The organism is Pseudogracilibacillus sp. SO10305 (assembly GCF_037072005.1).
GTDB classification, from domain to species: Bacteria; Bacillota; Bacilli; order Bacillales; family Amphibacillaceae; genus Pseudogracilibacillus; species Pseudogracilibacillus intestinigallinarum.
In genome coordinates this window covers 68,525-89,188 of record NZ_JAXHDE010000005.1, presented here as the reverse complement: position 1 = coordinate 89,188, position 20,664 = coordinate 68,525, and the positions used below count along the sequence as shown (strand labels likewise).

Genomic DNA, 20,664 nt, shown 5'->3' with positions numbered 1-20,664 from the left:
ACAAGATGATGAGCTTATCCAATTAAAAAATGTGGGCACACGAGTGCACCCACATTTATCTTCATCATTTTGAAAGATATTTAACCAGCCAACGACATAATGTGTTAGTCAGGTGAGAAGCGGGTGCTCCTACTTGTCTTTTAGATCGTGTCGAATGAATTCATTCAACTTTTATATAATAACATGCTACATTGCATTTGTCAAACAGACTTTTACTTTTTACTTACCTTTTCTGTAACTTCCTGTTGGATGAACGTAACAAACTCATCAAGGGACATTGTTTCTGTCTCTTTTTGACCATAACGACGAATATTTACTTCATCAGATTCCATTTCCTTATCTCCTAATACTAATGCGAAAGGAATTTTCTTCGTCTGTGCTTCACGGATTTTATAGCCTAATTTTTCTTCACGAACATCTACATCTACACGAATGCCTGCCATTCGTAAAGTATCTTCGACTTTTTTCGCATAATCTGCATGAACAGCTAATGATACTGGAATAATTTGTACTTGTACAGGAGCAAGCCATGTTGGAAATGCACCTTTATATTCTTCGATTAAATATGCTACAAAACGTTCCATCGTTGACACAACTCCACGGTGAATAACGACAGGTCGATGGTGTTTCCCATCTTCTCCAATATAAGATAAATCAAATCTTTCCGCAACTTGATAGTCAAGCTGAACTGTTGATAATGTTTCATCATGTCCTAATGCTGTTTTTACTTGAACATCAAGTTTCGGTCCATAAAACGCCGCTTCCCCAATTGCTTCAACATACGGTAATTCGAGTTCATCCATCGTCTCTTTCAATGCTGTTTGTGCCATTTCCCACATGTAATCATCGTCAATATATTTCTCTTTATCTTCAGGATCTCTATAAGATAAACGGAAATAATAATCTGTAATGCCGAAATCTTTATATACATGTTTAATTAATTCGACGACACGAATGAATTCATCTTTAATTTGGTCTGGACGAGCAAAAATATGGGCATCGTTTAACGTCATTCCTCTTACACGTTGTAACCCTGCTAACGCTCCAGACATTTCATAACGGTGCATCATACCAAGTTCAGCAATTCGAACAGGTAAGTTACGATAACTATATAAATTGTTTTTATATACCATCATATGGTGTGGACAGTTCATTGGACGTAGGAAAAGCTCTTCATTGTCCATATCCATAACTGGGAACATATCTTCTTGGTAGTGGTCATAATGTCCACTAGTTTTATACAGCTCTGCACTTCCTAATACAGGTGTATAGACGTGGTCATATCCTAATTTTTCTTCTAAATCTACAATATAACGCTCAATAATACGACGAATTGTTGCTCCTTTTGGTAACCATAATGGTAAACCTTGTCCCACTTTTTGAGAAATAGTAAAGATCTCTAATTCTTTTCCTAATTTTCGATGGTCGCGTTCTTTACGCTCTTCTAAAAGTTGTAAATAATCTTTTACTTCTTTTTCTTTTTCAAATGCCGTTCCGTAAATACGTTGCAACATTTGATTGTCACTATCTCCTCGCCAGTAAGCTCCAGAAATACTTAATAGTTTAAATGCTTTAATTTTCGAAGTTTGTGGTACATGAACTCCACGACAAAGGTCAAAAAATTCGCCTTGCTTATAAATCGTTACTTGTTCGTCTTCAGGAATGGCATCGATTAATTCTAATTTTAAATCGTCCCCAATTTCCTCGAACATTTTTTTCGCTTCCTCACGTGATACTTCAATACGCTCAATTTCTAAATTTTCGTCAATAATACGTTGCATTTCTTTTTCAATTTTTGGTAAATCTTCTGGTGTAATAACATGTTCTAAATCCATATCATAGTAAAACCCTTCTTCGATTACCGGACCAACACCAAATTTCACATCACCAAATAAACGTTTGACAGCTTGAGCTAGTAAGTGTGCTGTCGAGTGACGCATAATATCAATACCTTCTTCATCACGGTATGTAATGATCTCAATCGCGGCATCTTTTTCAATTGGGCGTCGTAGATCATAATGTTCACCGTCTAGCTTAATTGCTACCGCTTGTTTTCTTAAACCGGGTGAAATTGATTGGGCAATTTCTTCCCCTGTTACCCCTTGTTCAAACTCTTTTGTATTTCCATCAGGAAACGTCATTGTAATCATTCTAAAACACTCCTTCTTATATAGTTGAAATTATGCTTGTAAAAATAAAAATACTCCTCCCTTAAAAACTAAAGGGACGAGTATATATTCGTGGTTCCACCCTCATTTTCGAAACGTAATAAATACGTAAAAATGATTCGACTTCATTCTTTCGTTAACGGTGAAATCCGCTACAATATACTATTATTTCCATTGTAGAGTTCAAAGGTGGTAATTATTTCGAATCAATAGCAAAAGCTCTCAGTCAATGGCTTCTTTTCCTGTCTATGATTACTTGAAACAATCGTGTCCTTTTCATAACTTCTCATATCAACTTTTTCTATTAAAAAGTATACCAATAATATAAATTTTTTTCAATTAATTTTCCTTCACACGAAACGGAAAATACTTTTTTTGCAATGGGGTCACTTTTTCTTCAAAAATATTACGTAAAGCTGTTACCTTTGTATCTGCTAAATCGTCTGTATACACATATATTTGTTTTGGTAAAAATGTAATGACTGGTGTGACATCATATTCTAATGTATCGATTCCAAATAAATATAACGGTTCTTTTTCTAAATGATGCTCAATTTGTTCTTGCACAATTTTTTCTCCACGATATGTAAAAAATTGAAATGTATCTTCATGTAAAATATGTATTTCATCTATTTTGCTCGGTCGGCTTTGAATGTATACACGAATTGCATGAATAAAATGCTGGTATCGTTCCTCTTCTTTCCACTCATCAATTGCATAACCGACAATTTGGGTCATTTTTCGTTTTACTTCTTGGCGAGAAAATAAACACATCTCATCAAAATGGATATATGTTCGATCAAAAATATAACGTGAAAATAATGGCCGTAAAAATTTTTGAAATGTTTCATGGTGCTTGTACAATCTCTCATGATGAATATTCGCAGTAATGACCCAATCTGTCCAATGCATAATCGCTTCAACCTCTTCATCTTTATCGTAATGAAATGTATCTTGAATGATTTCTTTCATCATACGGTGAAATCGAAATTGCATAAAAAGTTGGATCATACATGCTTTTATACTATCATCTGGCACATGTTGTAAAATGGTCAGTTCATTTTTATGTCGACTTTGATTTTCCCAATGTAAGTGGATTTTCTTTTCTTTTTGAAATAGAAGTTCACAAAAATACATGAGTTCGTCTTCGCAATGAAAATAAATTTTTCGCAAATAAACACCGTCCTTCATCCATATATGTATTATCACTATATGGATGTATGAACGGTTTCATGAATGATTTATATAAAATTGTATAACTTTATAGCTTACATTATCTTCTACGATTTTCTCCATTTACAGGCACTTCGATGCTAACTTGTTTAATACGTTCCATAATACGACCTGCTTTAACCTTTTCGACATCGCCTCTTGTCGTTGTTGCTAAAATTTCTTCTAATTGAGCCATCGTATAATTCGATGTGAAAAACACGGGCAATTTCTCCATCATACGGTATTGCAAAATTGCGCCAAGTACTTCATCACGGAACCATGCAGATAATGTTTCAGCCCCGATATCGTCTAACATAAGAACATCGGCTCTTTTAAAAGCATCAACTTTTTGTTGTACTGTATTGTCTTTAATAGATGCATTCATTTCTCGTACGAATTCTGGCATATAAATAAGCATCGATGAAATATTAAATTGTTTCAATCGATTAGCAATGACGCCAAGTAAATATGTTTTTCCAACACCGAACGGTCCAGAGAAGAAAATCCCACGTTCTGGTAGTTTTTCTTCTGCCGCATTTAAAAACTGCGTCATATTTTTAATGGCATTCGTACGATTTTGATCAATATGCACATCATCAATACGTGCTTCTAAAATCTCTTTCGGCATATGAACACTTCTTATTAAATCACTCTGCTCAGTTTGTGCTTCTTCAGCTAATCGATTCCGACATTTTTCATACGATATATGGATTTCTTCATTCTTGTATTCCAGAATGGGTGAATATCCTTGCAACATATTTTTACACGTTTCAACACTCGTACAACGATCACATTGATGTGATTGTGTAATATATTCATACAATTTATTTAAATTACGTTCAATTTGCTCATCGGTTATTTCTTCGTGTGCTTGTAAAAATTGACGGACAAGCGGATGGGATGTAATTTCACGTTTCATCGCATTATGTCGTTCCTGAAACGATTCATTATTTTGAATCCATCTTTGAAGTGAATGTTGAATTGGTTTCATGTTCATCAGTCCTTTACAACATTAGTTGTTCTCAGAAGCATGTCTACGTAATGCCTCAAGCAATGCTTCTTGCTCTTTTAAATCTGCTTCTGATATAGCTGGCTTTTCTTTCTCTTCCTTTTTATGCCGTTCATTAAACCATTCTGGAATAACTTCTTCTTTTCCAGATGCTCGGCGTTGATAATTTTTTTGTACGGATCGTTTTTTCGGTTGGTTCATCTGCTCCCGGGCAAATTCCACTGCTTCTCTAGCTGTTTTCAATTTTTTCCGTGACCAATGGGCCGCGATCGATTCAATATAATTACGTGTCAGTTTATCATTCGACTGCAATAGCACATAATGGATAAGTACATTCATAACAGGAATAGGTAATGCTTGTTGGAGCATAATATCACTAACTAATTTTAAATCTTGACTTGTCGCATTATGACCCATAGATTGATCTTCTAAAATATCTTTCGGGGAGGCTGTTTCAAACCATTCGATCAGTCGATCTAATTTAGTAGAAGAACGCTTATTATTAGTAGCTTTTACTTGCGATGGTTTCTTTTCTTCTAGCTGTACTTGAACGACATTGTGTTTTGCTTGGAACAAATCATGACATGCTTGTTTCAATTGAGCAATATCGATTTTATTGTCATCTGTCAATGCCCAATTAACAGCTTGTTCCATTTCATACATTTCCAAATCATATAAATGCAACAACTGGGTCATGATTTGACGATGTTGATCTGTCATCACTTCTTTTACAGAAATGTTTTTTCGCTGTAACATAAAATAAATCGAATCAAAAGAAACTTCTGTCAACGGGACTTTTGGTATTTCTTTTTGTTTTTCCTCCATAGAAACCGGTGGTGTTTTCGGTGTAAATGTTTGAAATATATCGTTAAATGAAGCTGTCACTTCTTCGCCACGTTCGATTTGGTTTGATGTTGCATAAAATTTGCGAAGTGTCTCGAATTTTATTTTTCCAATATGACGATACAATAGTTCCGATAACATCATATCTTGAAAAAAATACGCCGGACGAAAAGGTGCTTGAAGTACATAGGTGAAAACAGTTTTGTTTTCCAGCACGGTTTCAAATGTTTTTAATAAACCGATTCCTTCTAGCTTTCGTCTAGCGACATATATTTTATCTAATGGCATAGATAAATAGTTCATTAATGTATGATGTGTTTGTATTTGTTCGTCTGTTTGTAATGGTTCTTCTTTTAACAATAAGGTATATAAACTAATCGGTTCTATCCCAATTAATGGTTGATATAAATGGATGAGTGACGCGTCATAATCAACAGGAAGACTGTCGATCAATTGTACGCGATATCCGTCTACAGGCAATATCTTCCCTATATGTTGCATCTTTTTCACCCTTTACTTCTCCTCTTTTACGTTCGATTGTAAAATATCTTTTAACTCATCTAAAAATAAAGTAATATTATCAAATTGACGATACACAGAAGCGAAACGAACATAGGCTACATCATCTACCTTTGCTAATCTTGACAGTACCATTTCACCAATTTGTTCACTACTAATTTCCGCCTCATCACATTGGCGGATTTCTTGTTCTACATCTAATGCTATTTCTTCTATTTTCTCAATCGTCACTGGACGCTTTTCACATGCTCGCATTAATCCACGTATTAATTTTTCACGTTCAAATTCTTGACGTGTTCCATCTTTTTTCACGATAATAATCGCTGTCTCTTCTTTACGTTCATATGTACGAAAACGATAGCCACAACTTTCACATTCTCGGCGACGACGAATTGCGTCCCCATCTTCAAATGGTCTTGAATCTAAGACTCGTGAATGTTTATGGTAACATTTTGGACACTTCATCCTTTTCAACCCCATTCAATTTCCTTCATCTATTACTATACATTTTAACACGTTTCGATCAATTTACATAACATAAAAGAGATTAGTGGATAAGGAACCTTATCTACTAATCTCTTCGTTCATTATGCATTTACTTTTTCGTCAATTTTTTTACCGATAAAATTCGCTAAGTCAACAACTCGTGAAGAGTAACCCCATTCATTGTCATACCAAGCTAACACTTTTACTTTTTTATCTCCCATTACCATAGTGGATAATCCGTCGATGGTTGCAGAACTTTCAGTTGTTGCATAGTCAATAGATACTAATGGTAATTCGTTATAATCTAAAATTCCGTTTAATTTTCCTTCTGCTGCTTTTTTGAATGCTTCATTCACCTGTTCTGCTGTCACGTCTTTTTCAACGTCGACAACTAAATCAACTAAGGAAACATTTGGCGTTGGAACACGTAATGCCATTCCATGTAATTTACCATTTAAATGTGGTAACACTTCCCCTAATGCTTTTGCAGCTCCTGTTGATGTTGGAACAATTGATTGGCCGCAAGCACGTGCACGGCGTAAATCTTTATGTGGGTTATCTAAACTAACTTGGTCACTCGTATATGCGTGAACAGTTGTCATTAATCCATTTACAATTCCAAACTCTTCGTCCAACACTTTAGCAACTGGTGCTAAACAGTTTGTCGTACAAGATGCGTTTGAAACGATATGTTCTGTTTCAGGATTGTATGTTTCTTCATTTACACCTAATACAATTGTGTTATCCACATTTGTTCCTGGTGCAGTAATGATTACTTTTTTCGCTCCAGCTTGTAAATGACGGCTCGCACCTTCTTTTGAGTTGAACTTACCTGTCGCTTCGATAACAATATCAATATCTAAGTCTTTCCAAGGTAATTTTTCTGGTTCACGAGAGTTTGTATGAATAATCTTCTCACCATTAATTTCAAATCCGTCTTCTAAAATATTAATGTCACACTCAAAGATTCCATGTACACTATCATATTTGATTAAGTGTGCTAAAGTTTCTTCTGGATAACTTGCATTTATCGCAACAACATCAATATCCTTATTTAAAATCGCTTGACGGAAAACCATACGTCCAATTCTTCCAAATCCATTAATGGCAATTCTTGTTCTTCTCATTTAGAGTCCTCCCAATATATGTGCTACACTGTTTCTTTTTTCTCACAAATTAGTATAACACATTAGCGCTTAAATGTGCTACTAAATATGTCATGTTTTCTTGAAATTTTATTTTATTGGGATATTCCAATTAGATAAAATATCTTCTAATTGCTTATATGACGCTTCTTTCGTGCCATTATTATCAACGACAGCATCTGCCATTTTTTCCTTCTCTTTGACAGGAATTTGCGAATGGATTCTTTGTAAAGCAGCTTCTTTTGTGCTTCCATCACGTTCCATAACTCTTTTAAGTTGTGTTTGTTCTGAAACAGAAACAACGATAACCTTTTCCACATAGTCAATTAGATTGCTTTCATATAGTAATGGAATATCTAATACGACACAAGGAACACCTTGAGCTACATATGCTTCACGTTGACGGATCATTTCTTTTCGAATTTCTGGATGTGTAATTGCATTTAATGCTTTACGTTTCGCTTCATCTGAGAATACTATTTTCCCTAATGCAGGACGGTTTAATGTGCCATCTTCATCTAGCACTTCATTGCCAAATGTTTCTACAATTTCATTGTACGCTTTCTTACCAGGCTCTACAATCTCCCTTGCCACAACATCTGCATCTACAATTGGAATACGTAAAGATTTCATATGATCGGCAATCGTACTTTTTCCTGTTCCAATACTTCCAGTTAATCCGATAATTAATGTCACTATTCCCTACCCCTTACTGTTTAATAATTTTTGTCGTCTTTTGACATGTCGGGCAATAATGGGTGCCACGTCCAGCAACTTTTATTTTCACAATAACATCATTACAATGTTTGCACGGTTCATCTTCTTGTCCATATGCAAACAATTGTTGTTGAAACATTCCCATTTCCCCTTCACCATCCACATAAGAACGGATAGTCGTTCCACCTTGCATCACCGCTTTATCTAATACTTCATATGCATAATAAAAAATCGCATCCAGTTCTTTTTCTGTTAACGTATTCGAACGACGCTCTGGATGAACTTTTGCTAAAAAAAGCACCTCATCTACATAAATATTTCCAAGTCCTGCAATAATAGTTTGATCAAGCAATGCTGCTTTTATTAACCTAGTTGTTTTTAATAATTTTTCTTTCACATATGGTTTTGTATATGTCGGATGAAATGGATCAGGCCCCAATGTTTGTAATGGGGCGACCGTTAATTCTGTTCCAATTGGAAATACGTGCATCGTGCCGAATTTACGTACATCGTTGTACCGTAATTCTGTACCGTCTGTAAAATGAAAAATGACATGTGTATGTTTATCCATCGGTTCATTTTTATCGACTACACGATATTTCCCTTCCATGCGTAAATGGGAAACGAGGACAACATCATCAAAGTAAAAAAGTAAAAACTTTCCATGTCGTCCCATTTTTCGAATTGTTTCTCCAACTAATAACTGTTCAAAATGAATAATATCATCAGGATGTTTAATTATTTTCGGCCATTGAACTGTAATGGCATCTATTGTTTTGCCAAGTACAAATCGCTCTAATGTTCGTTTAATCGTTTCTACCTCTGGTAATTCAGGCATCTCTCTTTCCTACTTTCTCTTATGCATCAAACCAATTTTTCCCGTATGAAGCATCTACCTTTAATGGAACTTGTAATGATACTGTTTTTTCCATTACTTCTGGAACAATTTTATTTAATATGTCCATTTCTTCCTCAGGCGCTTCTAAGATCAATTCGTCATGCACTTGTAATAATAATCGTGCACGTAAGTTCTCTTTTTCTAATCTTGCCTCTAAATCAATCATCGCTTTTTTAATAATGTCAGCTGCACTACCTTGAATCGGTGTATTCATCGCCGTTCTTTCTGCAAAGCTTCGAATATTAAAATTGCTACTCGTAATTTCCGGTAAATAGCGACGACGGTTCATAATAGTCGTTACATATCCTTCATGTTTTGCATCTTGAACTATTTCCTTCATATAATTTTGGACGTCGGGATAAATTTCAAAATATTTATCGATAAACTCTTTCGCTTCTTTTCGAGTAATTTGTAAATTTTGTGATAACCCATAATCACTAATTCCATAGACAATCCCAAAGTTTACTGCTTTTGCCTGACGTCGCATGTCTGATGTAACATCTGCCTCATCTACATGGAATACGTCTGCAGCGGTTCTCGTATGAATATCTTTGTCTTCTTTAAACGCTGCAACAAGTCGTTCATCTTCCGATATATGTGCAAGTACTCGTAATTCAATTTGTGAATAGTCGAATGCGAAAATAAGCCAATCTTTCTCAGATGGAATAAATGCTTCACGAATTTTTCTTCCCTCTTCTAAACGTATTGGGATATTTTGTAAGTTCGGCTCTGTAGAACTTAAACGACCAGTCTGTGTTAATGCTTGGTTAAATCTTGTATGAATTTTATTGGAATCAGGATGAACGACCTTTAATAAACCTTCTACATAGGTTGATTGTAGTTTTTTCAATTGACGATACAATAAAATATGTTCGATGATTTCGTGTTCACCTTCTAGTTTTTCTAATACATCTGCAGCGGTCGAATAACCAGTTTTCGTTTTCTTAATGACTGGTAAACCTAAATCTTCGAATAAAACGACCCCTAATTGTTTTGGTGAATTAATATTAAAATTTGAACCAGCAAGCTCATGGATTTTCTTTTCTATTTCATCTAATCGTGTAAGTAGGCCTTCTCCCATCTCTTTTAAACGATCTACATCTACTTGGATTCCTGTATGTTCCATTTTCGCTAAAATTTTTGCTAATGGAATTTCTAAGTTTTCAAAAAGGTCTATCTGCTCATTATCTTCTAACAATGTTAAAAATGTATCACGTAAAATAGAGATATTTGCAGCCTTTCTAGCGACATAGTCATGGAATACTTCCTCTTCTGGAACGGCTTGTTTTTTCCCTTTACCATATACTTCCTCATGGAATGGCAATTGGCTTGTCGCATTACGACGTGCGATAGCGGCTACTTCTTCATTATTATCTGCTGGATTAATAATATAGGCAGCTAATAGAAGGTCAAAATCAATTCCTTTTATATCGATCCCTTCATGTAGTAAAGAAACGATTACTTGTTTTGCATCAAAAACTGTTTTCTTTTTCGTTTCATCTTCTAACCATGTTTTAAAAGCATCATCTTTTAACGCATCTTTTGTCCGAATAATATACGTTGTTTCTTCATTTGCAATCGCAAAAGCTTCAATCGGTGCTTCATGATAATTCTCTGTCATCATTTCTACTACAATCGTGTCATTTCCTGTTAATGTCGCATCTTCTACAGTTGAAATGACTTCAAATGAAAAGTTATCGTCCACTATTTCTTCATCTTCAGAAGGTTCTCCACCAATTCGTTCTAACAATGTACGAAAACCTAAATCCATAAAAATTTCATACAGTTCATTTGTTTTATATCCTTCATATTGTAACTCTTCCAAAGATACATCGATTGGCGAATCGACATTAATCGTTGCCAATTGTTTACTCATGAACGCATCTTCTTTATAAGTAATTAAATTTTCTTTTAACTTTTTCCCGGAAATGTCATCAATATGTTCATATACATTTTCTAATGTATTATATTCTTTTAGTAATTTCGTTGCTGTTTTCACACCGACACCTGGGACGCCAGGTATATTATCAGATTTATCTCCCATTAATGCTTTTAATTCAATGATTTGTTCAGGTGTTAATTCCATTTCATCTAATAATGCCTCTTTTGTATAAGATGCAACTTCACTTACCCCTTTTTTCGTTAGATCTACGGTCACATGATCTGAGACAAGCTGTAACATATCTTGGTCACCAGAAATAACTTTTACTTCAAACCCTTTTTCTTGTCCTTGTTTTGCTAACGTCCCGATTATATCGTCTGCTTCATACATATCTAATTCATATCGTGCAATATGGAATTTATCTAATAATTCTCGTGCAATAGGAAATTGCTCTCTTAATTCAGGTGGTGTTTTTTGTCTACCACCTTTATATTCTTTATACGTCGAATGACGAAAAGTAGTCTTACCTGCATCAAAAGCCACAAGCATATGTGTCGGTTTTTCTTCTTCTAAAATTCTTAGTAAAATATTCGTAAATCCGTATACTGCATTCGTATATACTCCACGGTCATTGTTCAGTAATGGTAATGCATAAAATGCACGGAATAATAAACTGTTGCCATCAATCATGACTAATTTGTTTGTCATTTATTTTCCTCCTATTTAAACGCTAGTCCTCTCTTTAGTATAATGTAAAATCGTTTTCGTTCCTAGTAATGATGTTTTAATTGTCTACAGTAAAAAAACTTCCATAACGGTATTATATCGTTATGGAAGTTTTTTATTTGTTAGCGCTGTTCTTTTGGGAAATAGATGGAAAAAGTTGTACCTTTCCCTAGTTCACTATCTACTTTAATCTCTCCATCATGCAATTCAACGATATGTTTCACAATCGCTAAACCTAAACCTGTACCACCTGTATTTCGACTACGAGCTTTATCTACACGATAAAAACGTTCGAAAATACGTGGAACGGCATCTTGAGAAATTCCAATTCCCGTATCTGATATGTGAAAACCAATACGATCCTCTTCATCTGAAATAGATAAAGAAACTTTCCCTTGTTCGGGTGTATAACTAATCGCATTCGATAATAAGTTTATTAACACTTGCTTCACTTTTTCTTCATCTGCTGAAAATGCTAGTGCCATATCTTCAGGGAATTCCACTTCAATTTCTTTACGTTTTGCATGTTGTTCAATTAACGGACGAATATCGGCAACGATTGCATCTGAAAGAATATCTTCTACATGAATTTTGGATTCATCTTTTTCTAAATTGGATAAAATGAGTAAATCATTAATTAATAATTGAATTCGTTTACTCTCATCAAAAATAATTTTCAAAAATTGATTACGAGTTTCTGGGTCCTCTTGTGCTCCGTCTAATAATGTTTCTGAGAAACCACGAATCGATGTAATCGGTGTTTTTAATTCGTGTGACACATTGGCAACGAAATCTTTACGCATTACTTCTAATAACTTAAACTCTGTAATATCATAGACGACTAACACAGCACCTTTTAACATATTACGCTCATTAAAAATAGGTGCCCCAACAATTTCCAAATAAACTTTTTCACCATTTTTATCAACTGAGAACAAATGTTTTACATGTTTTTCATATAAAAAGGTTTCTTGTACGGTATGATGAATTTGTTCGCTTTCAAGTACATCGTAATAAATATGCCCGACATAATCTTGTGGTGTTTTGCCGAACATAGATAAAAACTTTCTGTTAACGACATGAATATAGCCTTTTTCATCAATTAAAACAAGCCCACTCTCAGAGTTTTCTATAACTGTCGTTAATTGTTCAGCTTGAATTTGTTCAGAAATGGTTAGTTCACTTAAATTTCGTGCTAATGCATTCACTTTTGAACTAACTTCCCCAATAGTGCCCTCCATTGACTGGTTCACTCGCGCATTATAATTCCCTTGTAATAATTTATCCATCGTTTTCGCTACTTTTTCTACCGGCTTAATATATTTATCGTAAAAATAAGATATAACGAGCAATAAAACGATAAATTCAATAACGAGTACAGCTAATAGCACATAATAATTCGTGACAACCGGGAATAAAACGACGCCACTAATGAGTAAAATCGCAAGAACGAGGAATGTATATCCCCTTAATTTTTTTGACAACAACTTTTTCATTTAGGCTCCTCCAATTTATAACCAAAGCCCCGTACAGTTTTAATATATCGTGGTTTTCTCGTATCTTCTTCAATTTTTTCCCGAATATTACTTACTTGTACGTCGACTATTCTAGTATCACCAACAAAATCATACCCCCATACAGCACTCAGTAACTGTTCACGGGATAAAATTTGTCCTTTATGTTGAATCAAATAAACGAGTAATTCAAATTCTTTACGTGTTAATTCTAAATATTCCCCTTTGAAATCTGCTTCGAATTTCTTTGGTGCAATAACTAAATCACCAACTTTTAATGTTTCATCTTCATAAACTTGATGACGTTCAGTTCGACGTAATATCGCTTGAATTCTAGCAACTAATTCTTTCGGACTAAACGGTTTAGTCAAATAATCATCTGCTCCCATTTCAAGCCCATGTACTTTATCGTACTCATTATCTTTTGCTGTTAACATTAAAATCGGTGTGAAATTTTCTTCCTGACGCACTCGTTTACAAACATCAATCCCATTTACTTTTGGTAACATTAAATCTAGAACAACTAAATCATATGTATTTTCACCTAATTTTTCAATACCTTCTTCTCCATCATATGCAACATCTGTTTTATATCCTTCTTTTTCTAAGTTGAATTTAATTAGTGTTACAATAGCTGGTTCATCTTCTATAATTAAAATTGAACGATCCACAGCGCTACCTCTTTTCTTATCAAGAATATCAATATACATATATTTTACAATATTGTTACGATAGATTGGGAGATTTATCGAAAAATTAATATAAAATTTACAATCCGTATATGAAAACTGCCCACCAATATCCGTGCATATTTCATTTTGTACTATCATATCTAATGCTATCATTTATTTAATTTGCAATAGACAATGAATCTAAAAAATCCTTTTTCGAAAGGAACGAAAAAAGGATAGATAAAAAAACAAAAACGCTTTATCAAAATATGATATATAAAAAGAAACTTCGCCTTCGTACGAAAACAAAGCCGAAGTTTCTTTCATTTACTTCTCACATTTTAAGTTCACATTTTTGTTTATGTGTAAAATTATAGGTTTTTGATTAATTCATCCGCGAATTCAGAACATTTTACTTCTGTAGCTCCGTCCATTAGACGAGCAAAGTCGTATGTTACAACTTTAGAAGCAATTGTTTGGTTCATTGATTCTGAAATTAAGTTAGCAGCTTCCGTCCATCCTAGGTGCTCTAACATTAATACGCCTGATAATAATACTGACGATGGGTTAACTTTATCTAAACCTGCATATTTAGGAGCTGTACCATGAGTAGCTTCAAAAATAGCATGTCCAGTAATGTAGTTAATGTTTGCTCCTGGAGCAATTCCGATTCCACCAACTTGTGCAGCTAATGCATCAGAAATATAATCTCCGTTTAAGTTCATCGTTACAACAACTTCATGTTCTTTCGGACGAGTTAAAATTAACTGTAAGAAGATGTCAGCAATTGCATCTTTCACGATGATTTTTCCAGCAGCTTCAGCATCAGCTTGTGCTTTGTTTGCTGCTTCCTTACCTTCAGCTTCTACGATACGATCATATTCAGCCCATGTGAATACTTTGTCACCATATTCAGCTTCTGCAACTTCGTAACCCCAATCTTTGAATGCACCTTCAGTAAACTTCATAATGTTTCCTTTGTGTACTAAAGTAACACTCTTACGGTCATGCTCAATCGCATAATCAATTGCAGAACGTACTAAACGCTTCGTACCTTCAGCTGATACAGGTTTAATTCCGATTCCTGAAGTTTCAGGGAAACGAATGTTTTTTACGCCCATTTCATCTTGTAAGAAGTTAATTACCTTTTCAACTTCTGGTGTACCTTGTTGCCACTCAATACCAGCGTAAATATCTTCCGTATTCTCACGGAAAATAACCATGTTTACATCTCCAGGGTTTTTAACTGGTGAAGGAACACCTTCGAAATATTCTACCGGACGTAAGCATGTATATAAGTCTAATTCTTGACGTAATGCTACGTTTAATGAACGGAATCCTCCACCAATTGGAGTTGTAAGAGGTCCTTTAATTGCGATTTTGTATTCATCAATTGTATCTAAAGTTTCTTGTGGTAACCATTCACCAGTTTCGTTGAATGCTTTTTCACCAGCTAGAACTTCTTTCCATTCAATTTTCTTCTCACCGTTGTATGCTTTTGCAACTGCTGCATCTAATACACGGCTTGCTGCGTTCCAAATATCTGGTCCAGTTCCGTCTCCGATAATGAAAGGAATTACTGGATTATTTGGTACTTGTAATACTCCATCTTCAATCGTGATTTTATTAGTCATCTTCAAAAAACCTCCTAAATATTTTCATACTTTTAACCATTCCATTATTTACCAAACTGTAAAATGGTTTCTTTTTCTCTCTTTCTAGAATATACCATTTTTTAATAGAAATAGTAATTATTTTGTTTCAGACATACGTAGTAGTAGCCAGATGACCGGCTACTACATAGTTTGTATTCAAAATATATTAACGATTTTCAATTGCGACGAAGCTACGTAAAGCTGGTCCAGTGTAATCAGCACGTGGACGAATTAAACGGTTGTTGTCATATTGTTCTAAAATATGTGCTAACCATCCAGACATACGGCTTACAGCAAAGATTGGTGTAAATAAGTCATGGTCAATCCCTAAACTATGATATACACTTGCTGAATAAAAGTCAACGTTTGCAGGTAGACCTTTATGTTCTTTAATGTACTCTTCAATCTTTACAGACATACGGTATAACTCTTCTTGATTGTGTAATTTTGTTAATTTCTCTGACATTTCTTGTAAATGTTTTGCACGTGGATCTCCTGTACGGTAAACACGGTGTCCCATACCCATAATTTTTTCTTTATTTGCTAATTTTTCTTCGATATATGGAATCGCATTTTCTTCTGATCCGATTTCCGTTAACATGTTCATTACTTGTTCGTTCGCTCCACCATGTAAAGGTCCTTTTAAAGCACCGATTGCAGCAGTTACACCAGAATAAACGTCTGATAATGTCGCCACACATACACGTGCTGTAAACGTGGAAGCGTTTAACTCGTGATCCGCATGTAAAATTAATGCTTTATCGATTGCTTCAATTTCGATATCTTCGCCTTCTTTATCATTTAACATGTATACGAAGTTTTCAGCGAATGTTAAGTCTGTTTTTGGAGTTACAGGCTCTAAACCTTTACGAATACGTGAGAAAGCCGTTACAATTGTCGCGACTTGTGCTTGTAAACGAACTGCTTTACGACGGTTTGCTTCTGACTCCATCACGTCTGCTTCTTCATCATATAAACCTAATAGTGAAATAGCTGTACGTAATGCTGCCATTGGATGTACTTTTGACAAGTCATATGATTTTAAATGATCAATGATTCCTTGAGGTACTGCCATATTTTCTGCTAATTCTTTTCTTAATGCTTCATACTGTTCCTGTGTTGGTAATTCACGGTTCCATAATAAGTAAACAACTTCTTCAAAAGTTGCGTTTTCTGTTAATTCATCGATAGAATACCCTGCATACGTTAATTTGTCGTCAATAATGGAACAAATCGATGATTCCGTTGCAATAATTCCTTCAAGACCTTTAGATACTGACATTATAAATCTCTCCTTTTAATTTAAATATCTTTTATTTCATAGAAATCAAAAGTTTTAAGTAAATGAAATTTTGTACATTCATTTTTCTATTACCCGTATTATAATGGATTTTTTCCTCAATGTGAATTGAAAGCTATTACATTTTGAATTCAAATTCAGTATTTTGGATAAGTATTTGTTTTATTCAAGTTTGTATTTCGACAGTTCAACCATTTTTAAAAGCAAATAAAGTCTATTTTCAAGCGATTCAACATATTGTATAAAAACAGATGTTTTCGCTTACATTTTTTCAATAATTGTTTCGAAAAGGTGATTTATATGACTCATTTTAGCTTACGTTTCCTATTTTTAACGATTATTTTAGTATGTATATATTATGTTATCCAGTTATTTTCATTTCTTTTTATCCCGATATTTGTCGCAATCCTTATCACGATTTTTTTGCGACCTATTGTACGTACACTCAAACATTGGACAAACTTGCCTAAATGGATTGTCATTATTACTGTGCTGTTTACTTTTTTTATTAGTATAACCGGATTAACGATTGTGACATTCTTCTTCATTAGTAAAGAATTGGAAGCGATTATGCAAGCGAACAATTGGAATCTTACTGTTGTTACCGCTTATATAAAAAATATAAGTGTAAAAGTTGCAGCCATTCTACCGAACATCGATTTAAACGCACTAATAGATTATAGCATCCCACATTTCTTTCATCAACTAGAAAAAAATGGTATGCATATGATCAAAGGATTATTTGAAATTATTTCATCTATTATTCAATCCTTCACATATATTATTACTTTTTTATTCATCGTGTTATTTATCGTTTTCTTTTTATTAAAAGATGAAACTGATATCACTAATTTTTTCAAAAAAATAACTCCTTCCACATTGATGCTGTATGTGAAAGAAGTGCAAATGACATTACATACGTCTATTTTCCGTTTCATTAAGGCACAATTTTTGCTCGTATTACTTACATCTATAATTATTTTTATTTGTTTACATATATTCCAGTTTACACATGTTACATTCATTACTATTATGACGTTTATTATTGACTTCATACCGTATATCGGTATTGGCTTATTGTTTATTCCAATGATTATATTTCATTTTCTAACGGAACAATATGTACCTACGATCCAACTTAGTAGCCTGTATATATTTCTCGTTTTGCTACGTCAAATTTTAGAACCGAAATGGTATGCTGCATCCATCGGTTTACATCCACTCGTCGTATTTTTTGTATTAATTAGTATGATACACCAATTCGGTATGATTGGAATTATTTTTACCCCAATCGTCATCATTCTTATTAGTGTTTTTTATTATACTCGGGTGTTTCAATTAATATGGCACTATTTAAAAACTGGATCATTCAATCCTCCTTAACTTTCTTATTCTTTTCTTCCGGTCGATTGAATGCTTCATAAATAAATATGATAAATGCTACAAGAAAAATAAAATACGTATAATCTACCAAATGTTTAGGTGTTGTGAGCATATATAAAGAAAAACTTATGGCTAAAGAACCAAACACATTCAAATAAAATCTCATCCGTTTCGTCATCTAAGCCACCTCTTTTTATTTTAGTATACAGTAAATATTCTTACTGTAACATCGTATATGGATACAAAATATAAAGAAGTTAGAACATAGTTGATGAATTAGTGTAAAACGGTGCTGTTTTGTAGCATATACTATCATTTCACACTAGCTGTTTATATGTTCTAACTTCTATCTTTAAAATTTCCGATAAATGATCTTTCGTTTCGCTATTTGTCGCATAAAAATGGCATATATGACATATTTAAATGGCTTTCTCGTAAAAGGTATAACGAGTAAAAATCCAATTAAATCTGTTACGAAACCAGGAATAACGAGCATGATTCCACCTAAAATAATACAAAGACCATCTAATAATTCATTTTTTGGTACTTGACGATGTTGGAGGCTCGACTGGATATTGCGCATCGTTTCTATTCCTTGTTGACGCACTAACCAAATACCAATAATCCCGCTCATTAAAATACCTAGCACAACATATCCTGCACCAATTTTACTTCCAGTCCAAATAAATACACCTATTTCAATTGATGGAATGAGTAAAAATAATAGTATATATACGTACATTTCATTCTTCCTTTCTTACATGTGAGGAATTTTACAGTACGCTTGCATGACCTTGGTGAATATTTCCTGTTCCACCATCAATCGTAATATCTTCACCATCTTTAATTGACGAAAACGCATCTTCTACCCCAATAATCACCGGTATGCCGGTACTTAAACCGACGACAGCTGCATGGGAAGTTAAACCAGCTTCTACCGTTATTATTCCACCTGCTTTTTCAATCGCAGGCATCATATCACGGTCTGTTGCATGCGTCACTAAAATATCACCAAGTTTCATTCGTGCATTCGCATCTTCTGCATCATTTGTTACAATTGCTTTTCCATATGCATAATGACGGCCTACTCCTTGCCCTTTTGTAATAACATTTCCAATTACATGTACTTTCATCAAGTTCGTTGTACCTGTCACACCTACTGGTACACCTGCAGTAATAATTACTTTACTTCCTCGTTTAAATAAATTCGTCTCAAGTCCTTTATTAATCGCCGTATCTAATATTTCATCCGTCGTATGAGCTTGTTCACTTAATACTGGGTACACTCCCCATGTTAACGAAAGACGACGTAACACTTTTTCTGAAAAAGTGACAGCGATAATCGGTGCTTCAGGACGATATTTCGAAATCGTTCGAGCAGAATGACCTGATTGTGTAGGAGTTAAAATAGCACTTACCCCTAAGTTTGCTGCCGTATGTGAAACAGATTGGCTAATTGCATCTGTAATAGTCATTTCAATTTTACGCGAACGGTTTTTAAGTAATTGAGCGTGGTCTAATCCAGTTTCTGCTTTATATGCAATTGTATGCATCGTTTCTACAGATTCTACTGGGAATTCTCCTGCCGCTGTTTCACCCGATAACATAATCGCATCTGTTCCATCTAAAATAGCATTCGCAACATCTGAAGCTTCTGCACGTGTTGGACGAGGGTCCCATTGCATAGAATCTAACATTTGTGTTGCGGTAATAACTGGTTTTCCAATTAAGTTACAACGGTGAATTAAATCCTTTTGAACAAGTGGTACTTCTTCAGCGGGAATTTCCACCCCTAAATCTCCACGAGCAACCATAATACCGTAACTTGCCTCTAAAATTTTATCGAAATTGTCAACACCTTCACGATTTTCAATTTTTGAAATAATTTGAATGTCGTGTCCGCCATGTTTTTCTAACCATTCTTTAATTTGTAAAACATCTTCTGCTTGACGAACAAATGAAGCAGCAATAAAATCAACATCTTCTTCAATTCCGAAAATGATATCTGAACGATCCTTTTCTGTCATGGAAGGTAAGTTAACTCGAACGTTTGGAATATTTACACCTTTTCGGTTCTTCACCATTCCACTATTCACAACTTCTGTGACAACTTCTTTTGCATCGTAATCGATTGCTGTTACTTTTAATGCAATTAATCCATCGTCTAATGTGATGACAGTGCCGACTTCTACGTCATTAATTAACTTATCATATGTGACGGAAAAACGTTCTTTCGTTCCTTCAACCTCATCCATACAAATAATAACTTGCTCACCACGTTTTAAATATGCTTCTCCATCTTTAAAAGTTTTCGTACGAATTTCTGGTCCTTGTGTATCTAATAAAATAGCTACTGTCTTATCTAATTCTTTCGCTACTTCACGAATATTTTTAATTCGTTCACGGTGTTCGTCATAATCTCCATGTGAGAAATTTAGGCGTGCAACATCCATGCCACCTATCATTAATTTTCGTAATTTTTCTTTTGATTCTGATGCCGGACCAATCGTACAAACTATTTTCGTTTTGCGCATTC

At 34.3% G+C, this 20,664-nt stretch carries 17 protein-coding genes and 2 other annotated features; of the genes, 1 reads left to right on the top strand and 16 read right to left on the bottom strand.

Annotated features, from left to right (window positions below):
* Nucleotides 1–17 precede the first annotated feature (17 nt).
* Nucleotides 18–141 (bottom strand) — a sequence feature (ribosomal protein L20 leader region).
* A 71-nt stretch (nt 142–212) separates the two neighbouring features.
* From thrS to citZ, 13 genes are all read right to left on the bottom strand, one after another.
* Nucleotides 213–2,150, bottom strand: a complete 1,938-nt coding sequence (thrS, locus tag SPD45_RS06125) for a threonine--tRNA ligase (protein WP_336266850.1) — start codon at nt 2,148–2,150, stop codon at nt 213–215.
* A 69-nt stretch (nt 2,151–2,219) separates the two neighbouring features.
* Nucleotides 2,220–2,457, bottom strand: a binding site (T-box leader).
* Between the two features lie 50 nt (nt 2,458–2,507).
* Nucleotides 2,508–3,341, bottom strand: a complete 834-nt coding sequence (gene ytxC / locus SPD45_RS06120) for a sporulation protein YtxC (protein WP_336266849.1) — start codon at nt 3,339–3,341, stop codon at nt 2,508–2,510.
* Nucleotides 3,342–3,441: 100 nt separating this feature from the next.
* Nucleotides 3,442–4,371, bottom strand: coding sequence for a primosomal protein DnaI (gene dnaI / locus SPD45_RS06115; RefSeq protein ID WP_336266848.1), 930 nt, complete (start codon nt 4,369–4,371; stop codon nt 3,442–3,444).
* A gap of 21 nt (nt 4,372–4,392) precedes the next feature.
* Nucleotides 4,393–5,733: a replication initiation and membrane attachment family protein gene (locus SPD45_RS06110; RefSeq protein WP_336266903.1), complete on the bottom strand. Its 1,341-nt coding sequence runs from the start codon at nt 5,731–5,733 to the stop codon at nt 4,393–4,395.
* 12 nt (nt 5,734–5,745) lie between these two features.
* Nucleotides 5,746–6,216 (bottom strand): transcriptional regulator NrdR, encoded by a 471-nt coding sequence (nrdR, locus tag SPD45_RS06105; RefSeq protein ID WP_336266847.1) that lies wholly within the window; start codon nt 6,214–6,216, stop codon nt 5,746–5,748.
* A gap of 122 nt (nt 6,217–6,338) precedes the next feature.
* Complete coding sequence (locus SPD45_RS06100) at nt 6,339–7,364, bottom strand: glyceraldehyde-3-phosphate dehydrogenase (RefSeq protein WP_336266846.1); 1,026 nt, start codon at nt 7,362–7,364, stop codon at nt 6,339–6,341.
* Nucleotides 7,365–7,472: 108 nt separating this feature from the next.
* Complete coding sequence (gene coaE / locus SPD45_RS06095) at nt 7,473–8,078, bottom strand: dephospho-CoA kinase (protein WP_336266845.1); 606 nt, start codon at nt 8,076–8,078, stop codon at nt 7,473–7,475.
* 13 nt (nt 8,079–8,091) lie between these two features.
* Nucleotides 8,092–8,937 (bottom strand): DNA-formamidopyrimidine glycosylase, encoded by an 846-nt coding sequence (mutM, locus tag SPD45_RS06090; RefSeq protein WP_336266844.1) that lies wholly within the window; start codon nt 8,935–8,937, stop codon nt 8,092–8,094.
* A gap of 19 nt (nt 8,938–8,956) precedes the next feature.
* Nucleotides 8,957–11,587, bottom strand: coding sequence for a DNA polymerase I (polA, locus tag SPD45_RS06085; protein ID WP_336266843.1), 2,631 nt, complete (start codon nt 11,585–11,587; stop codon nt 8,957–8,959).
* 140 nt (nt 11,588–11,727) lie between these two features.
* Nucleotides 11,728–13,101 carry a two-component system histidine kinase PnpS gene (gene pnpS, locus SPD45_RS06080; RefSeq protein ID WP_336266842.1) on the bottom strand — a complete coding sequence of 458 codons (1,374 nt, stop codon included), beginning with the start codon at nt 13,099–13,101 and terminating at the stop codon, nt 11,728–11,730.
* Nucleotides 13,098–13,790, bottom strand: a complete 693-nt coding sequence (locus tag SPD45_RS06075; protein ID WP_336266841.1) for a response regulator transcription factor — start codon at nt 13,788–13,790, stop codon at nt 13,098–13,100. Before SPD45_RS06075 ends, pnpS begins: the two co-directional genes overlap by 4 nt.
* Before the next feature lie 371 nt (nt 13,791–14,161).
* The gene (gene icd, locus SPD45_RS06070; protein WP_336266840.1) at nt 14,162–15,424 is read right to left on the bottom strand and encodes an NADP-dependent isocitrate dehydrogenase; all 1,263 of its coding nucleotides are present in this window, start codon (nt 15,422–15,424) and stop codon (nt 14,162–14,164) included.
* Between the two features lie 187 nt (nt 15,425–15,611).
* The gene (gene citZ / locus SPD45_RS06065; RefSeq protein WP_336266839.1) at nt 15,612–16,727 is read right to left on the bottom strand and encodes a citrate synthase; all 1,116 of its coding nucleotides are present in this window, start codon (nt 16,725–16,727) and stop codon (nt 15,612–15,614) included.
* A 318-nt stretch (nt 16,728–17,045) separates the two neighbouring features.
* Here citZ and SPD45_RS06060 point away from each other — a divergent pair, with 318 nt between their 5' ends.
* Nucleotides 17,046–18,128 (top strand): AI-2E family transporter, encoded by a 1,083-nt coding sequence (locus tag SPD45_RS06060; protein ID WP_336266838.1) that lies wholly within the window; start codon nt 17,046–17,048, stop codon nt 18,126–18,128.
* Here the strand turns inward: SPD45_RS06060 and SPD45_RS06055 are convergent.
* The 3 genes from SPD45_RS06055 to pyk form a co-directional block, all read right to left on the bottom strand.
* Complete coding sequence (locus SPD45_RS06055; protein ID WP_336266837.1) at nt 18,115–18,306, bottom strand: hypothetical protein; 192 nt, start codon at nt 18,304–18,306, stop codon at nt 18,115–18,117. The two genes, SPD45_RS06060 and SPD45_RS06055, sit on opposite strands and share 14 nt — an antisense overlap.
* A 174-nt stretch (nt 18,307–18,480) precedes the next feature.
* Nucleotides 18,481–18,870, bottom strand: coding sequence for an FxsA family protein (locus SPD45_RS06050; RefSeq protein ID WP_336266836.1), 390 nt, complete (start codon nt 18,868–18,870; stop codon nt 18,481–18,483).
* A 31-nt stretch (nt 18,871–18,901) separates the two neighbouring features.
* Nucleotides 18,902–20,662 (bottom strand): pyruvate kinase, encoded by a 1,761-nt coding sequence (gene pyk, locus SPD45_RS06045; RefSeq protein ID WP_336266902.1) that lies wholly within the window; start codon nt 20,660–20,662, stop codon nt 18,902–18,904.
* Between the last annotated feature and the right edge of the window lie 2 nt (nt 20,663–20,664).